Origin of the sequence: Bacillus sp. MYb78, from assembly GCF_002975115.1 — a bacterium.
GTDB classification, from domain to species: domain Bacteria; phylum Bacillota; class Bacilli; order Bacillales; family Bacillaceae_G; genus Bacillus_A; species Bacillus_A cereus.
In genome coordinates this window covers 563,367-582,950 of the sequence record NZ_PCOB01000001.1, presented here as the reverse complement: position 1 = coordinate 582,950, position 19,584 = coordinate 563,367, and the positions used below count along the sequence as shown (strand labels likewise).

Here is a 19,584-nt window from a genome sequence, read left to right as displayed (position 1 = left end):
CGGGAAATAGTTACATATGTGGAAGGGGAGTTTTTTATGATTGTAGCACTTCAAAAAGTTCAAGAATCAGAAAAAGAAATATTACGTAATTTGTATGCATTATATCTTCATGACCTTTCTAAGTTCACTATGAATATAACTATCGGAGCGAACGGTTTTTTTTGAATACGAAGATTTACACATGTTTTGGAAACATGACGGAATCACTCCGTATTTTATAAAGATTGATCATAGTATTGTAGGGTTCTTATTACTACTGGAACGTCCGTTTTTGAAGAAGGAAAATGATTTTGGTATTAATGATATTTTCATATTGAATCAATATAAAGGAAAAGGAATCGGTAAACAAGTTGTTGAGAATTTACTAGAAGAGAAACGAGGACAATATTTCGTTATCGAACTTCTAAAAAATGTACCAGCAGTTTCGTTTTGGAAGAAAGTATATAAAGAACTGAACATTGAATTTGATGAGAGAGAGCAGCTAATTGATGCTGAAGAATGCCTCGTTCAAACGTTTAAAATATAATGAAATTGGTGCTCCTTTTATATTACTTTGAAATTTAACTTTATCCCGCTATTTGCGGACAGTAAGACCCCCACCTCAAAATCCAGTGAAAGCAAAGAAGTTAGGTGGGGGATCAACTGCCCGTAAAAGCCCGATTGGTTCAACTAATAATCAGTGGGGATGAAGACCCCTATTGATTAAAGTTTCACTTTATTTTGAATATACCGTTCCCCCTTGAAAACATATTACTAATCGCTTATATTTTCATATAGTATTTATTTTTTAAACGAAGCAATGAACGAACCAGGGGGCGCAGTATGGCAATTAATATGAAAACAATCGAAGAATGGATTGTTGAATCAAATACAAGACATGAAGAAGACTTTGGACACGTTGTGGAAGAAATGAAAGAAGTATGTGTCGGACTTGATAACGCGACATTAATTTATACGAAAAATGTATTTTGTTTCGGTAAAAAAGTAGAAGTATTTTTCTTCTTCCAAGACCATGTCGTGATCGGACAAGAAAAAGACGAATATATTGAGATTGAAAAATTAAAGTATGATGATATTACAAATAGTAATTTAAAAACAAATGACAAAAATACAACGTTAGAATTAAAGTTTGCTAACGGACAATCTATTAATTTAGATAGTTTAAATGATAACTACGGTACGAAAAATTGGTTATTTGCTAGACAAATTAAGAGTATTTTTAAGTTAATTTAGTAAAAAGCAGGCCCATAAAGGTCTGCTTTTTTACTTATTTCCTATTACACAAAGGCACCCTTTTTCTTCATAACATTGCACTTTTGTAAATCCTGTCTTATAAAATAGGTTTATTAATTCTTCATTTGTTTTAAATTTCTCCATATGGTATTGAATTTTGAAAGTTTCAGCCACTAATAAAAAGGAGCCGTCTGGTTTTAAGACGCGAAATACTTCTTTTATATCTTGTTCAATATCAGGCCAAAAATAATGAGTTTGAAAGGCGGTAATGAGATCGAAGAAGTTCGTATGATGTGGAATAGAAGAAACGCTTGCTTGTTGAACAATTACTTTTTGTTTTTGAACATCTTTTGCATTTGTCTGTATAGAATTTTTCACAGCTTGATCGGAGTAATCAATCCCATATATTCCCCCAAGTGGAGTTCGTTTTGAAAGAGTGTGTATGGTTTTGCCTCCACCACAGCCGATGTCTAATACGACTGCATCTGTCTTTATATGTACTTTCTGTAATGCCCAATTTATTAATCTCGTATGTGCAGCGTTCATAATACAAAGCATGGAGGAACCAATTGTTCCGCTAGGATTTTTTGCTTGCTGAATTAATCGTTGTAAAATGCTCAAGTCAAACTCTCCTTTTATGTAAGAATATATACTCATTTCGCTTTTTATAAATTAAATCCTTTAAAAAAGCACGCCGATAGACGGCGTGCTTTTAATTATGCAAAGCCCCTTTTAACCAATTCCGCGCCCGATATGCCCCAACTGGAACTTGAATAAGAGACGTTTCATTCCCAGCATCAATTCCGTACAATTGATCACATGAATTTGTATCAAAACTTAGTAACGGATGCCCGCCCATCCCCATAGCAGTTGCAGCAAAAACGAGTTTATGAACGAGTATACCAGCTTCCATTTGATGAATACGGTATCCTCTATAGCCTAATGCACGTGTATAGTAATCTTTCTTTCCAACTACATGTAGGCAAAGTGGTACTTGAAAAAGGTTTACGTTATCCATCGTCATACTAGACTGAAGGGGATAACGAAGGTCTCCATAACGAATGGGTTGTATGGAATGTGTTTTACTGTTATAAGCGTAAGCCCCGTTTTTAATATTTTTCACGTTATAAAAACATCCATATAAGGAGACGCGTGCATTTTCATTTATATACTTGCCATCAAGGTCGTTGTAATAGAGGAAGGAGAGGCTCGCTTCTTGTAGTAAAGTAGCGAGCTCAGCTGCATCCCATTTCGTTAAAATAAAGTCCGCATCAGGAGAATATCGTTTTTTACAAAGTTGTAGGAAATCATACGATAACCGTTCTACTTTCGGTAGCTGTACAGCGTACGTATTATGTTGATAGTGCTCTTCATGATGTAGTGTTTGGAAGTGTTCTGTCGATTCAATCATAGAAGCTTCATTTATTTTTGTTATCATCGGATGTTCATTTACATGTTTTGAGCGAACGAAATGTTCATGTGCTAACGGCGGAATTTGTTGCAACAACTCATGAGAAGTAACTGTTTTATTTTCACGGTAATCATTGTGAAACCAATTAGTTTCTGATTCTGTACTTAAAGGAATAACGGCATACACACTTTCTTCACCTTCTGACAATCCGAGTAAATGGTTCAGTGCACGGTCTAGAAATTGAAAGTATACGCCGTTCGTATAACCGAACTGTTTTGCACATTCTAGTAATTGTCCAATGAGAACTCCGCTATCTAATCCTTGAAGTCGATATGAAAAATTATTGTATTTAAAGAAATTTTTCCAAAACATAGTGGATACGAATGCAGCACCGAAACAATCATGTATATTACAGCGATTACCGAGTGCGTCTGCTAAATAAGAATCGAAATTTCCTTCGCGAAGTAAAATAAGTCGGTGATGTGCGACGTCATAATGGTAAATGCCGTCTGGATAATCGTCAATTTTTAAATAGATATACAATTCATTCGGATATAAAGCGCCGCCTGAAGGAATGGATCTGCGTAATACATTTCTCTCGCTATTTAGCTGACATAATTGTGTTACACCAAATGAATACCAAAGGTAGTGACCAATCTCATCTAAAGTAGGTGTAGTAGAAGAGTTCGGCAAAGATAACGGGATTTCTAAGGAGAGCGGGATGGTAGGTACATTTCGATATAATTTATAAGGAAGCGGTGCGTCTTTCCAGTCCACCTCATGATTCGGCATAATTTCATCAATAGAGAAATGGAGATGATGTAAAAAAGTATCTAGCTGCATGAAATCCCTCCTTTACTATGGAAACGGATGTGGATGTGGATTTAACCTTTCATTCGTTAAAGGTTCGTCTGTATATCCAAGTGTCATTGGTACAGTATATACCCGGTCCAGTCCTGTAACCCGAGTAAGATGGTGACCGAACGTCATCGGTAGCATGCCTGGAATAATGACTTTTACACAGTGTAGTCCGTTCTTTTCTATAAGGGGGACGGTTTGATCTACAACGATTACTTCAAGTTCTGATTGATGCAAACGATTTAAAAGTTGGTGAAGATCGGATGTTAAATCCATATCAAATGATTGTGATACATTCATTTCTTGGAACGTTTGTACCGGTGCATTTTCTCGTAAAAGGAAGTGAAGACGTTCTTCCGTTTCTTTCAATCCGTACAGCATACTATGGTCTTCCATTTTATTAACGAAATAAGGATCTTGTAAGCATTTTTCGTAGTACTCTCTTTTGTGCTCGAGCTCATCGTCTGTTATAAGTAACATGCCTGCTATTTCTTGAATGGCACTTTTTAAAGCTCGAATAGGATCTAAATGAGCGCCTCCAGCACAAACAACGTTCATTCCATTTTCACGCGTATTTTTTGCAATTACCCATAAGCTCGGGATGCCGTGTTCCATCGTCGCGTTAAAAGCGTGTAATTCATACCCGGTAATCATACGTAACCGCTGGATCATTAATTGTAATTCCGTATCATTTGCTGAACTAAGATCAAGGCGGGGAAGAGGTAATTCGGCATACCAAGTGAGTAAGAAGGCATCACGCTCTACAATTTCTAAAATACCGTGAAAAATTGCTTCTTCTAAACTACCACCAATTGCACATCCATTTGATGTTTCATACACGAAAGCATCTCGATGACCGAGGCTGTAATAAGCAATTGATTCAGGAACTAAAAGCGGTCTGTTTTGTGATAAAGAATATCCCCATACCCAGTTTTGCTCATAATCAGGATCAAACGGCTTAAATGGAAAACTATCGCGATTGTAATGTTCATTTGTATGTACACCGAGTGTGAGGGGATTCAGTGCATGTTCCTCTAAATCATGAAAACTACCATGCACATTTGTCTTTTTCCCACGAGGCGACATACCGCAATATCGTTCTAAACCTTCTAAAATAGCAGTTGCTTCACTCACTGCAAATGAATGAGTTCGTCCCGCAACACCTTCATTTCCGAACATTAATGGCATGTTTATAATGACATCAGCAAATGGTAATAAAGAATGCTGCATTTTGCCGTTTAACATACCGACCCGATAATCTAAATAGTCTCTCGTTAAAAATGTGTTTAACTCATGAATGGAACGACAGCGATACGTTTCAGTACTTACTTTTAAGCTCGGTTGTAAAGAAAGTTCCGCCGCATCCGCAGTATCATCAGGTAAATTACTACATATAGGACAGAGAGGATCTGGAAGAAAAGAATGCCGCGTACATTGTAATGTTTGTAAGTTGAGTAAAATAAGTTCATTTTCTAAAGAAGAATGGTTATGAGTTAATATTTTCTCTGTTTCTACGCGAATAAGATGGCACATTTGTAACATTCCATTTTGGGTGGCGCGTACATCACGCCTCGTTACATTGTCGGCTTTAAAGGCGTATTTCCGCTGTAGTTCCCACATTTCTTGTTGATCGAAGCCAGCGATAAATCGGCGTCCATCAGAACAATGAGAACAGCCAGATGAAAGAGGATGAATGTAAGGACCGATAATACCTTCGCCAAATGAAGTGAAACCGCGAAGCCACGGAATATGATTTGAGCGAAAAATAAGTTCAGCATCATGATGAATAGTAGAAGGAGATCCGTCATGTAATACGAGAGCGAGGTGAATATTTTCAGGGAGTTCTTCTGTAATGGTATGTTGGCGAATGATGGAATATTGTTCGCATAATTGATCATGTACATAGTCTGCAAGTAGGCCATCTCCTATAAGCAATATATTTCGAGTCATAGACCATCCTCCTTTGCAATTAATACCCCATACACACCGTCTAAGTTTTCTTTCAAAAATGGTTCGATTGCTAAATCAAACACGAAAGGATAAAAATTATGTTCTTCTAAATGCTGTAAGGCAAGCTGTAAAGATTGCACATTTGGAATTTCTTCTTCTGGTTGTATTTCCACTCTAAAAGAATCAGTGTCATATAAAATAATAGATGAGTCATACAAAATATTAGCTCTGTAAGGAATCTCTTCATTTTGAATGTGAAAGAGTGCCAGTTGTAGTGCGTTTCGTAACGCTAACGTCATATTTATATTAGATGCACCGTACCATCTATCATTTATACCAATCCAAACGACAGGAAAACTAAGAATCTCTTCACTCATTGCTATTGTAGGTGTTTCATGGATTGTAGAGAGAGCATCGTAATAAAATCTACAATGCTTATCGTGAATGTCAGTTAAATCAATTGTTGTAAGTTCTTCTAGCGTATGTGACTGCCGTTCATACAGTTTATTGTTTAAATGTTGTTGTAGTGCGCGGTAAAAACCTTCTGTCATCGTTTCTCCAGCACCGATACCGATATCGTTATGTTCAGGAATAAGGCGGTGAATGATTTCTGCTACATATGTTTCAATTCCTGTTAAACCAGCTTCTCGGCGTGCCTCATTATGGGTCAATCCACTGCAAGTCATAAGAGGCAGGAGGGGAGCTGGGCCATCTGATAGTGGATTGGCTACTTGAATATAGCATTGTGATAACGGTAATTGATATGAATCTTGTTCATCCCATACATGGAATATACCGGCTTCTTTAGAAGTTAATGAATCGAAAAATTGGAATACATCAGTTGAAGTATGTTGGTTAGACCGATGCTCAAGTTTTTCAGAAAGATTCTCTATCGTATCAATTGTAAAACTTTCATCAGTTGCAAGAGGGTGTTTTATAAAAGGATGCCACGTTCCTTCGAGTGTTTCATAGTTTAATAAAAAGAATTGTGATCCTTTTTCCCGATGTGAATCATCCGCGACATGCTTAAATAATTCAAAAACGATTACATTTGCTAACATTGCAGATGTAATGGGTGAGAAGGAATCAGATGAATTTTCATTTTGCAAAGTCGTTTCATGTAGACGATGCCATGCAGATTCCCAGCATTCATCACGATTTTCCGTTACGACAGGTCCAGCTATACCGAGTGTTGATAAACAAATAGCTGGTATGAAATTCTTTTTCGCTTCTCTACAAATAGTGTGAACTGTCTTTAAACCGTCAATGTCTCCATTTTGAGAAACATATAAAATCCAATCAAAAGGTTCGAATACTTCATGCAAAGGACGGTCAATTGTAGTATCGATTTCTTGAAGGAGTACAGTGTTATCAACTTCATATGCACGTTCTATTAGCTCATGTATTCTGTCATAGTTTGTTTCATCCCGATCTGTAACGAGGTAATGAAATGTAGGTAAACCAGATTCTAATAAAGAAGAAACTAAGGAAGTAAGCATATCCCCAGAACCAAGTACAAGGACATTTGCCCCACGGTACGTTTCGAATTTTAAAGCACCCGAATGAGAATCAGCTTCTAAAAATTCAATTTGTGAAGCATATCTGTCGAGTAATGTACTGTTTAATTCATGAGGTTCATCTTGATTTGTATCGCGAACGAAACCATTTTCATATAAAATCTCTCCAATTTCAAATACGCGATTTTGATAGGGGAGAGGGAGACCATCGGTTATTTCTGCTAAAGAATAATTCCCGTTAAACATTGGCATTAGTTTTTCAATCCAGTCATAAATTCCAGCACCGTCCATGCGAAATGAACTGGCGTTATTTCGAAAATAGACACCCCCGTTTGAGTCGGGGAGGAAGAAAGTATCCTTATTTACTTTAAGTTTTGCATGAATTGGAAGGTTATTCATTTTAATCCTCCTTACGTTTAGGCATACATTATTACTTTATGTCATGAAATTTGTCCCGTATGAACAAAATAAAAAAAGGCTGTAGAATGATTCATTCTACAGCCTTTAATAGGTTAAAAATCTATCAACCTTCTAATAATAATGATTTTGGATCTTCAAGCATATCTTTAACAGCAACAAGGAAGCTAACTGCTTCTTTACCATCAACAATACGGTGATCGTAAGATAGTGCAAGGTACATCATCGGACGGTTTTCCATACGTTCTGCATCAATTGCAACTGGGCGTACTTGAATTTTATGCATTCCTAAAATACCTACTTGTGGGCTATTTAGGATTGGTGTTGACATTAGAGAACCGAATACACCACCGTTTGTAATTGTAAATGTACCACCTTGTAGTTCTTTTAATGAAAGTTTGTTATCGCGTGCTTTCATACCTAAATTACGAATTTCACTTTCGATTTCAGCGAAGTTTAATTGGTTAGCATCGCGTACAACTGGAACAACTAATCCATCTGGAGCTGCTACTGCAATACCGATATCATAGAATTTTTTGATGATAAGCTCGTCACCTTGAATTTCAGCATTTAATAATGGGAATTGTTTTAATGCTGCAACAACTGCTTTTGTGAAGAATGACATGAAGCCAAGACGTACATCATGTTTTTTCTCGAAAGCATCTTTGCGTTCTTTACGTAATTCCATGATCGCACTCATATCAACTTCGTTAAATGTTGTTAACATTGCAGATGTTTGTTGAACTTCTACAAGACGTTTTGCAATTGTTTGACGGCGGCGGGACATTTTCACACGCTCAACTGGTTTTTCGAATTCAGTTTTTGCAACTGGAGCAGGAGCTGGACTCTTTGGAGCAGCTGGTGCTTCTTTTGGTGCTGCAGCATGAGCTTGTACATCATGTGGTCTCACGCGTCCAAGTGGATCTGTGCTACGTACGTCGTTTAAGTCGATTCCTAATTCACGAGCCATTTTTCTAGCAGCTGGTGATGCAATAGGACGGTTCGTATTTGGTAAGCCTTGTAGACCCGTAGTTTGTTCAGCATTTGGAGCTGCAGCTTTCGGTGCTTCAGCTGTTTCTTGTTTTGGTTGCTCAGCAGCTGGAGCAGGTGTACTTACTGCAACTGGTGCTCCATTAGCATCTAAAATTGCGATAGTTGCGCCAACTTCAACTGTATCCCCAGGTTCGCCTAGTAACTTCGATACAATACCTGAATCTTCTGCAATGATTTCTACATTGACTTTATCAGTTTCAAGCTCAACAACGCTGCCACCTTTCTCAACTTTGTCGCCTACGTTGATAAGCCATTGTGAAATAGTTCCTTCGGTAATAGATTCTGCAAGCTCAGGTACTTTAATTTCGATCATTTTAAATGTCCTCCCCTTATTTGCCTAACGGTGTGTTTTTTCTTCTTTTGTCTTCGGTAATCTCCATTTGTTAGCCTGACCCTGGGCAGAATATCTGCCCGGGATCAAGCTAGAAACCGTCATTGTTACTTTTTAATTGCTGAAAACTTCAATTTCTAGTTTATCTTGACGGAAGTTATACTTCACATCTAAAGCGTGTGCAACAATTAGTTCTTGCTCAGCTTTGTGAGCGAATGGATCGCCGCCAGATGGGCTAGAGCGATCTGGGCGTCCAATGTAACCCGTTTTCACTTTATCTCCAGCTAGTTCGAACAGAATTGGAGCCATGTAATGCCATGCGCCCATATTACGAGGTTCTTCTTGAACCCAAATAATTTCTTCTAAGTTTTTAAAGCGTTTAATAATAGATTGAACTTTCTCAGCAGGGAATGGGTACAACTGCTCAATGCGAACGACATGAACCTCATCTAAGTTGTACTCATGTTTACCAGACTCAATTTCTGCTGCTAAGTCAATCGCCATTTTACCTGTACTTAAAACAAGACGTTTTACTTTGTTTGGTTTTGTGCCAAGGTTTTCTTGTTCTAAAGCAGGTTGGAAACGTCCTTCGCTTAACTGACTAGCAGTTGAAAGCGTAAGTGGGTGACGTAATAAACTCTTTGGCGTCATTAGTACTAATGGTCGAACAGCTTCGGTTCCTAAGATAGATGCTTGACGACGTAAAATATGGAAGTATTGTGCCGCGCTCGTTAAGTTTGCAACTGTCCAGTTGTTCTCAGCAGCTAACTGTAAGAAACGTTCAGGACGTGCACTAGAGTGCTCTGGTCCTTGACCTTCATAACCGTGTGGTAATAGAAGAACTAAACCAGATTTTTGACCCCATTTTGCTCTTCCAGCTGAAACATATTGATCAAATAATGCTTGCGCAGTATTTGAGAAGTCACCATATTGCGCTTCCCACATAACAAGAGTTTCTGGAGCGAATACGTTATAACCATACTCGTAACCAACAACAGCAGCTTCTGATAACGGACTGTTATGAACAGAGAAGGATGCATTAATGTTTGGTAAGCGGTGTAATGGTGAATATGTTTCATTTGTATCAGTATCGTGTAATACGATATGACGGTGCGCGAATGTACCACGCTGTGAATCTTGACCAGTTAAGCGAATTGGCGTACCTTCTTGTAAAATAGAAGCGAATGCTAATGACTCAGCAAGTGCCCATTCAATTTTACCGTTCTCTTCAAGAGCATCTTTACGGCGCTCAAGAATTTTCTTCACTTTCGGATATACGTTAAAGCCTTCTGGCCAAGATAATAGACCTTCATTAATTGCACGAAGTGAGTCAAGCTCAACACCAGTATCAATTGGCTGAATACCTTTTGCAACAACATCTGGCACTTTAACGTGAATTGTTGCATCGCTCGTATCAGCTGGTGGTACTTGTGCATAGTCAGATTTTAATTGCTCTTGTGTAAACTGTGTAATTGTTTCAATTTCATCTGCATTTAGAACACCAGCAGCTTGTAATTGATCTGCATAAATTGCTCTTACAGTTGGGTGATTTTTAATCTTTTTGTACACTTGTGGTTGTGTAACTGCTGGGTCATCCATTTCGTTATGACCATAGCGACGGTAACCAATTAAATCGATTAAGAAATCTTTTTTGAACAATGTACGATATTGAATTGCAAGGTTTGCAGCAGCAAGACAAGCTTCTGGATCATCAGCGTTCACGTGAACAATCGGAATATCGAAACCTTTTGCAAGGTCACTTGAATATTTCGTAGAACGAGAATCATAGCTGTCAGTTGTAAAACCAACTGCATTGTTTGCGATAACATGAATCGTTCCGCCTGTTTGGTACGCATTCAATCTGCTTAAGTTCAACGTTTCAGATACAATACCTTGACCAGGGAATGCAGCATCACCATGAACTAAAATTACGAATGATTTTGAAGTATCTTGTTCTGGAAGACCAGATTTTTTACGATTCTCTTGAGCTGCACGTGCGAAACCTTCTACTACAGGATTCACGAACTCAAGATGACTCGGGTTATTTGCTAAAGTAACGCGAGTGCTAACTTCTTCATTACTAACGACTTGTTCTCTACCTAAGTGGTATTTCACGTCGCCAGTCCAGCCAGCATTGGCTACTGCGCCTTCTATTTTTGCATGTTTGAATTCAGCAAACATGTGAGTATATGGTTTTTCTAATACGTGAGCAAGTACGCTTAGGCGACCGCGGTGAGCCATACCAATCATGACATCCTCTACGCCGTTCTTAGCACCTTCTAGAACAATTTCATCTAAAACAGGTACAAGCATATCAACGCCCTCGATAGAGAAACGTTTTTGCCCAACGAATGTTTTATGCAAGAATTGCTCGAAACCTTCAACAGCTGTTAAACGTTTTAAAAGAGCAGTTCGTTTTTTATTTGATAGTGGTTGACGCAATGAATTTGATTCCACCATTTGATGCAACCACGCGCGTTCTTCACTATCTTGTATATGAGAAAATTCATAAGCTAAAGATTTTGTATAAACGTCTTTTAATCTATGAATTACATCAAGTGCAGTGTGAATACCTTCTGGTGCATCTTGCCATACTGTTTTCGCTGGAATCGCTTTCAAGTCTGCATCGCTCAGTTCGTTCATTGCTTTCTCAAGAAGAGATTGTCCGTTTGCAGCATCTTCCATCGGGTTGATGTGAGCCAACGTATGCCCGAAAGAACGAATCTGTTCAACAAGTTGAACGACCTTAAGAATTTTTTCAATGTTACCTGTGTTTTGAGGAGAAAAATGTGTTGCTGTGTTGTCCCCTGTTACGACATCATCTTGAAACGAAGGAGCTCCAAAAATTTCAAAAAGCTCTTGTAATTCCGGATCAACAGAACCTGCTCCAGTTACGTAAAGATCATACTGTTCAATAACATAACCAAGGTTCGGACCGTGGAACTTGGCCCAAGGGTTTGTCGTTGTATTCTTCCTCGTCATTTGTTTAAACCTCCCAATGCATATAATCCTTTTTCCATACAAAGGTGCATTTTGCTCTTTTTCAATAAGTAATGAATCAATAATCAATGTAAATGTTTTCTTTACTCTTATGTTATTACAATAATTTACATAATACCAAACACTATTACTTATCTGTTTTGTAAAAAAACATTCACAATAACTTATCACCCAAGTTAATCTTTCACTTTATAAAGTAATTTTACAGAAAAATGGGGTGGATATATTTGGTATACCTACATTAAAAACTAGAATTGTTACATGTAAATATAAGTATAATCGTTGGAATGTTTTGATAAAAGTTGATTAGAATTATGTATATTGAAATAATAAGCGCTTTCATAGATATTATACAACAATATAACGGAATATAGTATAAAAAATAAAAAATTATGAATTTAGCGTAAACTTTATTTCGATAGTGTTAACTATCGAAAGGAAAATGAAGGATTTCCACAAAAAAAGTGGCTAAACATAAAAATTGCTTCATAACCCGTTAGTTTCTATAAATATGCCAAAAAACACCGTAAAACCAATAACGCATTTCATCTAATAAAGAAGAGAATGAAATATTTTAAAAGGATAAAACAAATATGAAGATATTAAATTTTAAAAAAGGTGAGGAGGAAATATAGTAACGATTACATACAGTGTTCCAGGTTTTATTACAAAATAGACGTGTTGAAATCGAACAAGTTTCTTCTATATAAATAGAGTGAAAAATGATTAAAAGGAATGTAAAGGAACCTTGACGTAAAGTTTACTTTACATATATACTCGATATATGGGAGGAGGGAGAAATTTCCTTGGAAAATAAAATGGTCGAATACCGAAAAAAATTTGGACTATCTCAAGAAAAATTAGCTGAGAAACTTGGCGTTTCAAGACAAACCATTATCTCAATTGAAAAAGGAAAATACGATCCGTCACTTCCGTTAGCATTTGAAATAGCAAAAACATTTCAAACAACGATAGAACATGTATTTATTTATGAAGGAAAAGAAGAGGGGGAATAGGGATGAATTATTCACAAAAGTACTTTGTAATTATGGGGATTATTTTTCTATTTATGAGTGGATTTATGATATTAACAGGTATAATGACGCATTCTGCACCGCCAAGTCCTACTTATACGTTACTTGCAATGATGGTTATGTGTTTCTGCCTTAGTTACTTACACCCGCAATTTAAAGAAAAAGATGAGCGAATGAAACTCATTCGTTATAAAGGAATGTTCTTCAGTTTTTTTGCGTTAACGGCATATTATCTTCTTTTCTCTATCGGCTTAAACTTAAAAATACTTACACTATCTGCTACTGAATTATTGAATATACTTATGGCACTTACGATGAGTACCGTCTTTATCTCATTTGTTGTTTTGGCAAAAAGATATTAAGATGGAAGAGAGAAAGGAAGATTAACATATGCAAATGATGTATGCTTTTGGCATTGGGCTTGTATTATTTTTAGCAGTATTCTTATTTATTCGTAAAGACGTTCAAGGCGGGACGTTAACGAAACGAGGATTTTATAAAATGATCGGCTGTTTAGTTATTATGTTTATTGCGATTATTGTAATGATTGTTTTAATAAGTCGGTCACTATAGAATGTAAAAACGGAACCTTACTTCGGTAAGGTTTTTTCTTTATTGTTCAACCTAAAAATTACCACTAAATCCATTTACTATAAATGACTTGTATTATATAATCCAATGAAATGATAGATAAGGAGTGTAGTATATGAATAAAAAAACTATCTTCTATTTATTAACTTGTCTACTACTTGTAGCTAGTACTACTTATATAATATGTAACAAACGAGAACAAGTGCCACCTATGTTAGTATGGGACGAACAAGAATACTATGTTACGAATGAATCTGCCAAAATAGAAGAAGTTGGGCAAAAACTTGGCGAAGTAACAAAGAAAATTAAAACAAGTAAAAAACCTACTAAAAATAAAGAATCTAATAAATTACAAGAGAAAACAGAAGTATTCACAATGATTGAGGAAGAAAAAAAGTGATTACCCGCCTTTAATCATAAAGGAAGCTTATAGTGATAAATATAGGGTAGTGAGGCCGATGTTGAAGCAAGTATTATGATGAAAAGGAGATTCATATGCAGACAGTAATTTCGTATCCGTGGGTGTTAAGAAAAACTTTTTCCTTTGTTTTATTTTGTCCCCTATCGGTGCCGCTTGCATTTTGATGAATAGAGGAGCAATACAAAAGAGAGATTTCATTTTATATTTATTATTTGCTGCTATGAATATATCACTTTGGTTATTGCTTATGATTTTTGATTGGAGTATGTGGATGGTAGTAGGGCATTATTTGTTTGGAGCAGTTGTTATTGTTTTTTCGAATATGAATAAGAGCTAAGCCAGCAACCTTAAAGTTGCTGGTTTTTATTTTGCTATTTATAATGAAGAAACAAATAAATCAATATGTAAAGAAGGAATGGTATAGATAAAAGTAACGCCTGAACGGTTAGAACAGACTGCAAAGACAGTAAATAACATCAGGCACTTCTTAGAATACTTACATAATGACTTATACAATCAAATTAAGAATATCGCTATACAATGGAATGGAGCGAGTAGAGAACAATTTTAACAGAGATTTAACGAAGTAAAACCAAAAATGTTTAATGTTTTAATAGAAGTTAAAAACTACAATGTTTATTAATGAAATCTAGTGGTAGACTTTCATTAATAAACATTGTAGTAAAACAGTTGGAAGATAGATTGAAATATTTGCCCGAAGGTTCACATCAGACTGTCGTGATAGATGTGAGAGGACCAGATGGAACGAGAGAAACATTGAAGTAAATAAGAGAAGAAATAAATCAAAGAACATTTGGACAGGCAGAAATTATCATTAAAAAGATACAAAAAAGTAGGTTATATTACAGAGTTAGCACAAATGCATAAGTTATAATTTCAAGTGCCATAAGGATAACCCTGAGGAGAAAAAAGACTTCTGATTTTTAAGATTATATAAAATATTCATAGTTGCAAAAACTCTATTGTGGTAAAATATTCTATATAAATATTTAAAAGGGGAATGGCTATGGGGGATATAAAAGTTACTCCTGAACAGTTGCGAAAAGTGGCAGGGACTATTAGATCAACTATCACGAATGCAACTGCAACACAGGAGCGACTAAAACGAGATATTGATATGATTTCTAGTAATTGGTTGGGCTCAACCTATATGAAATTTAATACGGATTTCCGTGATTCATCCTTTAAGATGGCACAATTTATAATCATATTGGAGCCACTTGAGAAGTTTCTTCTTGATTCTGCTAATAAATTTGAACAAGTAGATAACATGGATGTTGCTATTGCGTTGGCTTCCAGTATTTTAACTGGGAAACCTTTTAAAGGGGATTACGAAACTTTAACAGGTGATTTTAAATTAGCAGAAGGAAATCGAGTGGGAATGAAAGCAGAAGGTTCATTGATAAAAGGTGAATATGAGATTTCGAAAGGAACAAAGCTTACTTTTAAAGGGGGAAATGGCTCCTTAGAGACCAGTGTTCCAATGGATGAAAAGACATTTATTAGTGATGTTGCAGGAGGGGGGTTAGTAGGCTTTAAAGTTGGTGCTTCTCTTTTTGAGGACTCAATAGAAAAAGAAATAAATAGCGGTTTTGCAGAAAAAGCAACAGTTACACAAAAGTTTGCAGATGCATCTGCTGTTGTTGGAATAGATGAGTATACTTTTCAGTTAGGAGCGGAAGTTACAGCACAGAAATATGAAGTTTTATTTGAAAAAATTGATATTCCAGACTTTATCCCATTTTTTAAGGATCATGATTTAACAGTTCGTTTAGAATATGGGTTTGGTACTGGAGGGGCTAAAATACACCTCGGTCAAGAGATGGGTGCATACTTTGGTAAAGCTCATGGCGGAGGTTTTTTTGCTAAATTTGAGAAGAATACAAAGGAGTAGTATGATGATAAAAATTGCGAGAATCGTAATGATGATAGCAATTGTAATTGTAATCATTGCAGGGCTAATAGCTCCATTTTCATTAAAAGAAAAGATGGTACATACATTCGGCATGCTTGTTTATGGTGCAATCGGGTTAGGTGGACTTACTTTAATAGACTACATTATTAAAAAGAAAAGAAAAGGAGAATAACTATGAAACTTTTACCAATCGGAACAGTAGTTAAGCTAGAAGATATAGAACAAATTGTAATGATTATTGGAAGAATGGTTGTATCAGCAGATAAACGTGATTTTGATTACGTAGGTGTTCCTTACCCAGTTGGCTATCTTGGGGATGAAAAAGTATTATGTTTTAATCACGATAAGATTGTAGAGGAAATGCATAGAGGGTATATGACTGAGAGTGAATTGATTCTACGTGAGAAATTAGTAGAATTATAGGTTAGTTGGAAAATACATATAGATTTTAAAAATACGATAGGGGAAACAAAATGGGAAAGATAATGAGAGCTATTGTAATCATTGGCATACTTGTTCCTCCAGTGCTGCTGTGGAGTGCACCTGATATTCCGCTAAATGATAAGTTGCTATTTACAAGCATACAACTAACTGTTGGATTCATCACAGTAGTAGCGTTAGAGATTATATTTAGAAATCGGAAAAAGAAGAGGGCGAAATAGATATAAATTGTATAGAATGGCAGATAAGAATATTGGTGGCTAATCTTCTCAATAAAAGCAATTAACAGAAGCAGGGAGAAATCCCTGCTTGATTTTTGTATAGAAGTACTAATTAGGGTATCATTAAATTAGGATGTTCGAGTCGGCCCGGCAGGTATTATCTATTAAACGTATCGTTGTTTACCTCCTCAGTTAATTCGTCTAGATTAAAACTAAGAGTTTCAGAGATTTTTCCAGCTCGTATGCTAACTACAATTGTACGAGGGGGACAGATTAGCGAACTCTTTTTCCTCCTTGAAATTCTTCATAGCAAACTTAAGTAGCATTTTCTTTTCAGTCCTTTCTCAGTTTTATGGAAACAAAAAGAGGACTACCCCTGAGTCAGCTGGTTTGCTGACTAGAAGTAGTCCTCTTTTAACTTGTGGTGTCTGATGGAGACCTCCACAGTTTTAGCTTTTGAGAATACTCTCTCAAGCCTTGATACTATTAGGTTTTATGACCCCGGAGAGGCTCGAACTCACGACCTCCACCCTGTCAAGGTGGCGCTCTCCCTGCTGAGCTACGGGATCCCAACTATAAATATTACGATCAGCAATGTGTTTTCATTTCATTCATGTAATCGAAGGATTTGTATAATTTATTGAATATTTTAACATTTAATGTATTCCTATAATAACAACAAACTTTAATGGTGTAAAGATTTAATTTTCTGGATATTACCATTCCAATTTTTATATAAAAAATAAGCCCCGAAGAGCTTATTTTAATAATAATATCACCGCGATTATCAATGATATTTTCAAAAATACAATCATAAATAATGGGGCTCGTTCATGAGCTATCGTCCTGTAACTGTCATTCCTGCTGTGTAAATTGTATCTACAGAACCGTCAGCACTTACAACTTCAACTTTATAGCGATATGTTCCATTGTCTGAAATGTTTTCGCCATATCCTGTGAAAGTAGAAATTTCATCATTACTTCTAGCTGGAATCCATTGATTTTGCCAATGGAAGAAAGTATCATATTCTCTCCAGTTATCGCCATATTTTTTCTCGATGCTGACATTGTAATGAATATCTTCAGCTCGTTCATTTGTAATTCTTGCAATTACGTTTTGACCAAAGCTATATTCTGTAGCGTGTACTTGAACTGTAACACCATTCAACGTTTCGCTAGGACCACAAATATAACGACAGAACTCGCTTGCTCCGTCAGCATGTGCCTTTGGTGTATCAATGTTCATAGCTGTTAAACCGCCTAAAGCTAAAGCTCCTGTTAATAATACTTTACTAAATGTTTTCACTTGAAATTCCCCCTAAGTATATTCTCAATTCGTTCCATAGATATCACATTAAGTAGTTTTATAACATTAATCTAATCGAACGCTTTTTTCCTCGAGTGTATTCGCTATGAATCTTTCATCTTGTAGTAGTCTAACCTCTACATATAATTTCATAGTTTTGATTCCATTTATTGGCAAAACATTGATTTTATTATATACCATTATTATCTATTTACAAGAGAAAATAATACTGTATGCAAAAATGCATAATAAAAAACACTGCTTGTATTCTGAATTACAGAATACAAGCAGTGTTGAGTTTCAATTAATATTTGATTGGAACCTAATGCTTATTTTTTATGTTTAATAGTATACATATATCATCGTTTATTAAAGTCATAATTGATAAACCTTGTCCAGGGGACGCCCTTCCTGCTGAGCTACGGGATCTTCAAAAGGGAAAGTATAAGCGATTATGAGAGTAATGTATAAAGGGATAATGATGAGAAGCGAATTTAGTAGAAAGTAGTCTTTGGATGTAGAGGTTATATTATTTCCGATACCAATCCAAAGGACCTTCATCACTCAAATCAACAAGAAAAGGGAACAAGAAGTGTAAAGGTAAGCTTATAAGTTCTGGCATAGCATTCACTGTTTTCTTTGATAGATATTGCCTCCCAAAACAATACGGACAATCTTTTTCAAATGCCAAGAGTATCGACCATACGTCTTTTACTTTCCATTTCGTTTTACAATACGTACAACGCGCCATTGAGTTCCTCCTCAGTTTAAGGTTTTTTCTAATATATTCTACTTTATTGTACGAAAGTCATTTGAATTTGATGTGGTAAAATGCAAAACAAGCCTAACCCCATTCTACATTCAGGAAGGGGCTAGGCTTGTTTTAATTTCGATCAAAGTCCCTTTGTATCAGGCTGTTTATACATTGCCTAGATAACTTCGCGTTAAATTCGGGAGGATAATTTTTCTATTTTTACTGTGTTTTTCAAATAGCTCTGATAGGAGAAAAATAAAATTTTTATACTGTTCATCATTTTCTTTCGGAGCATAAGATGCTGATAAATTCCTTCCCAAAAACCCTTCATAATCAAAAAGTAAATCATTTTGATATTCTTTAAACTCATACTTTCCATCCTTAAAAAAGCTATTAAATATTTCTGGAGTTTCATCTATTCCACCGCTAAATCCTTTAAAGTTTGGACAGGTTTTCTGGCAAATTTCTGCGTTCTCTTTAATAAGTGGACTAGTTAAATCTCTACTATTCCAAACAAGAGCAACATTTGCTTTTTGTTTTAAAATTCGTTGGCATTCGATTTTGAAAGCCTCTTTATTAAACCAATGAAATGCTTGGGCAACAGTTACTAAATCTACACTATTTTCTTTTAAAGTGGTATGTTCAGCAGTTGCTTTTATGGATTGAAAACGAGAATATAGTTTTAACGATTGCTCAGCGATCTTCCTCATATCATCATTTGGTTCAACTCCAATAACATGTAAACCACTTTCAAGCAGCTGGTGGCTAAATATCCCCGTACCTGAACCAATATCAGCCACAATCCGATTCCCTTTCAGTTGGTTAGCTGAAAGCAAGTAATCAATATATTCATTAGGATAACTAGGGCGATATTTTGCATATATATCGGCCCTGTCAGTAAAATTTTCTGTTGTTTTCACAGTACTACCTTCTTTCTTACGATATTATGTACAGAAATAGAAATTAAATATGAATTCCGGCATCAGTCTCTAAGTCTACAATTTAAGAGTCCAGCTAAATAGAAAGCCTCAGTTTCTTTATTCAAATATCCTTTATCCGTTTAGTATACTATTTTAGATAATATCTTCCAAAAGACTAGAATGGCTTACT

The 19,584-nt window shown here is 35.9% G+C and carries 19 protein-coding genes, 1 tRNA gene and 2 pseudogenes; 12 read left to right on the top strand and 10 right to left on the bottom strand.

Translation table 11 applies throughout. The features are described from left to right. Positions 1-36: 36 nt before the first annotated feature. A pseudogene (locus CQ064_RS03155) lies at positions 37-526 on the top strand (GNAT family N-acetyltransferase). A 296-nt stretch (positions 527-822) separates the two neighbouring features. Then, complete coding sequence (locus CQ064_RS03150; RefSeq protein ID WP_000996808.1) at positions 823-1,233, top strand: DUF3908 family protein; 411 nt, start codon at positions 823-825, stop codon at positions 1,231-1,233. Positions 1,234-1,263: 30 nt separating this feature from the next. Here the strand turns inward: CQ064_RS03150 and CQ064_RS03145 are convergent, their stop codons facing one another. The 6 genes from CQ064_RS03145 to odhA form a co-directional block, all read right to left on the bottom strand. After that, positions 1,264-1,854: a class I SAM-dependent methyltransferase gene (locus CQ064_RS03145; protein ID WP_000025748.1), complete on the bottom strand. Its 591-nt coding sequence runs from the start codon at positions 1,852-1,854 to the stop codon at positions 1,264-1,266. A 91-nt stretch (positions 1,855-1,945) separates the two neighbouring features. Then, a complete protein-coding gene (locus CQ064_RS03140; RefSeq protein WP_001175539.1) occupies positions 1,946-3,487 on the bottom strand; it encodes a SagB family peptide dehydrogenase in 1,542 nt (513 codons plus the stop codon). Positions 3,488-3,502: 15 nt separating this feature from the next. Continuing rightward, the gene (locus CQ064_RS03135; protein ID WP_000197742.1) at positions 3,503-5,452 is read right to left on the bottom strand and encodes a TOMM precursor leader peptide-binding protein; all 1,950 of its coding nucleotides are present in this window, start codon (positions 5,450-5,452) and stop codon (positions 3,503-3,505) included. Further along, the gene (locus CQ064_RS03130) at positions 5,449-7,368 is read right to left on the bottom strand and encodes a putative thiazole-containing bacteriocin maturation protein (RefSeq protein ID WP_001061546.1); all 1,920 of its coding nucleotides are present in this window, start codon (positions 7,366-7,368) and stop codon (positions 5,449-5,451) included. Before CQ064_RS03130 ends, CQ064_RS03135 begins: the two co-directional genes overlap by 4 nt. A 124-nt stretch (positions 7,369-7,492) precedes the next feature. After that, positions 7,493-8,752 (bottom strand): 2-oxoglutarate dehydrogenase complex dihydrolipoyllysine-residue succinyltransferase, encoded by a 1,260-nt coding sequence (gene odhB / locus CQ064_RS03125; RefSeq protein WP_000569892.1) that lies wholly within the window; start codon positions 8,750-8,752, stop codon positions 7,493-7,495. Positions 8,753-8,884: 132 nt separating this feature from the next. After that, a complete protein-coding gene (odhA, locus tag CQ064_RS03120; protein WP_000197138.1) occupies positions 8,885-11,752 on the bottom strand; it encodes a 2-oxoglutarate dehydrogenase E1 component in 2,868 nt (955 codons plus the stop codon). A gap of 824 nt (positions 11,753-12,576) precedes the next feature. On the opposite strand from odhA, the gene CQ064_RS03115 reads away from it, so the two are divergent. The 10 genes and pseudogenes from CQ064_RS03115 (at position 12,577) to CQ064_RS03070 (ending at position 16,414) form a co-directional block, all read left to right on the top strand. Then, entirely contained in the window at positions 12,577-12,786 is a 210-nt protein-coding gene (locus CQ064_RS03115; protein WP_000428506.1) for a helix-turn-helix transcriptional regulator, read from the top strand. 2 nt (positions 12,787-12,788) lie between these two features. Beyond that, a complete protein-coding gene (locus CQ064_RS03110; protein WP_001109912.1) occupies positions 12,789-13,166 on the top strand; it encodes a hypothetical protein in 378 nt (125 codons plus the stop codon). A 28-nt stretch (positions 13,167-13,194) separates the two neighbouring features. After that, a complete protein-coding gene (locus CQ064_RS03105) occupies positions 13,195-13,377 on the top strand; it encodes a DUF3976 domain-containing protein (protein WP_001178297.1) in 183 nt (60 codons plus the stop codon). Between the two features lie 133 nt (positions 13,378-13,510). Continuing rightward, a pseudogene (locus tag CQ064_RS03100) lies at positions 13,511-13,874 on the top strand (hypothetical protein). Positions 13,875-13,976: 102 nt separating this feature from the next. Then, positions 13,977-14,153 carry a hypothetical protein gene (locus tag CQ064_RS33315; protein WP_153596402.1) on the top strand — a complete coding sequence of 59 codons (177 nt, stop codon included), beginning with the start codon at positions 13,977-13,979 and terminating at the stop codon, positions 14,151-14,153. An 87-nt stretch (positions 14,154-14,240) separates the two neighbouring features. Continuing rightward, positions 14,241-14,387 carry a WXG100 family type VII secretion target gene (locus CQ064_RS03090; protein WP_080546092.1) on the top strand — a complete coding sequence of 49 codons (147 nt, stop codon included), beginning with the start codon at positions 14,241-14,243 and terminating at the stop codon, positions 14,385-14,387. A 456-nt stretch (positions 14,388-14,843) separates the two neighbouring features. Then, positions 14,844-15,731 (top strand): WXG100 family type VII secretion target, encoded by an 888-nt coding sequence (locus CQ064_RS03085; protein WP_000502309.1) that lies wholly within the window; start codon positions 14,844-14,846, stop codon positions 15,729-15,731. Positions 15,732-15,735: 4 nt separating this feature from the next. After that, on the top strand, positions 15,736-15,924 hold the full coding sequence (locus tag CQ064_RS03080; protein WP_000589990.1) for a hypothetical protein: 189 nt from the start codon (positions 15,736-15,738) through the stop codon (positions 15,922-15,924). Between the two features lie 2 nt (positions 15,925-15,926). Next, positions 15,927-16,175, top strand: coding sequence for a DUF4176 domain-containing protein (locus tag CQ064_RS03075; RefSeq protein ID WP_000771619.1), 249 nt, complete (start codon positions 15,927-15,929; stop codon positions 16,173-16,175). 50 nt (positions 16,176-16,225) lie between these two features. Further along, entirely contained in the window at positions 16,226-16,414 is a 189-nt protein-coding gene (locus CQ064_RS03070; RefSeq protein WP_000516409.1) for a hypothetical protein, read from the top strand. A gap of 496 nt (positions 16,415-16,910) precedes the next feature. Here the strand turns inward: CQ064_RS03070 and CQ064_RS03065 are convergent. From CQ064_RS03065 to CQ064_RS03050, 4 genes are all read right to left on the bottom strand, one after another. Further along, positions 16,911-16,983: transfer RNA gene (locus CQ064_RS03065), tRNA-Val, on the bottom strand. Between the two features lie 269 nt (positions 16,984-17,252). Next, entirely contained in the window at positions 17,253-17,720 is a 468-nt protein-coding gene (locus tag CQ064_RS03060; protein ID WP_000847514.1) for a hypothetical protein, read from the bottom strand. Positions 17,721-18,249: 529 nt separating this feature from the next. Then, complete coding sequence (locus CQ064_RS03055; RefSeq protein WP_000090211.1) at positions 18,250-18,471, bottom strand: hypothetical protein; 222 nt, start codon at positions 18,469-18,471, stop codon at positions 18,250-18,252. Positions 18,472-18,638: 167 nt separating this feature from the next. Continuing rightward, positions 18,639-19,394 (bottom strand): class I SAM-dependent methyltransferase, encoded by a 756-nt coding sequence (locus CQ064_RS03050; protein WP_000858656.1) that lies wholly within the window; start codon positions 19,392-19,394, stop codon positions 18,639-18,641. Between the last annotated feature and the right edge of the window lie 190 nt (positions 19,395-19,584).

What these genes read in the sequence shown, in the direction of transcription:
- CQ064_RS03085 (WP_000502309.1), top strand. Translation starts at nt 14,844, where the DNA reads ATGGGGGATATAAAAGTTACTCCTGAACAGTTGCGAAAAGTGGCAGGG.
- CQ064_RS03135 (WP_000197742.1), bottom strand. Translation starts at nt 5,452, where the DNA reads ATGACTCGAAATATATTGCTTATAGGAGATGGCCTACTTGCAGACTAT.
- CQ064_RS03150 (WP_000996808.1), top strand. Translation starts at nt 823, where the DNA reads ATGGCAATTAATATGAAAACAATCGAAGAATGGATTGTTGAATCAAAT.
- CQ064_RS03105 (WP_001178297.1), top strand. Translation starts at nt 13,195, where the DNA reads ATGCAAATGATGTATGCTTTTGGCATTGGGCTTGTATTATTTTTAGCA.
- CQ064_RS03140 (WP_001175539.1), bottom strand. Translation starts at nt 3,487, where the DNA reads ATGCAGCTAGATACTTTTTTACATCATCTCCATTTCTCTATTGATGAA.
- CQ064_RS03130 (WP_001061546.1), bottom strand. Translation starts at nt 7,368, where the DNA reads ATGAATAACCTTCCAATTCATGCAAAACTTAAAGTAAATAAGGATACT.
- CQ064_RS03075 (WP_000771619.1), top strand. Translation starts at nt 15,927, where the DNA reads ATGAAACTTTTACCAATCGGAACAGTAGTTAAGCTAGAAGATATAGAA.
- odhA (WP_000197138.1), bottom strand. Translation starts at nt 11,752, where the DNA reads ATGACGAGGAAGAATACAACGACAAACCCTTGGGCCAAGTTCCACGGT.
- CQ064_RS03110 (WP_001109912.1), top strand. Translation starts at nt 12,789, where the DNA reads ATGAATTATTCACAAAAGTACTTTGTAATTATGGGGATTATTTTTCTA.
- CQ064_RS03080 (WP_000589990.1), top strand. Translation starts at nt 15,736, where the DNA reads ATGATAAAAATTGCGAGAATCGTAATGATGATAGCAATTGTAATTGTA.
- odhB (WP_000569892.1), bottom strand. Translation starts at nt 8,752, where the DNA reads ATGATCGAAATTAAAGTACCTGAGCTTGCAGAATCTATTACCGAAGGA.
- CQ064_RS03055 (WP_000090211.1), bottom strand. Translation starts at nt 18,471, where the DNA reads ATGGCGCGTTGTACGTATTGTAAAACGAAATGGAAAGTAAAAGACGTA.
- CQ064_RS03070 (WP_000516409.1), top strand. Translation starts at nt 16,226, where the DNA reads ATGGGAAAGATAATGAGAGCTATTGTAATCATTGGCATACTTGTTCCT.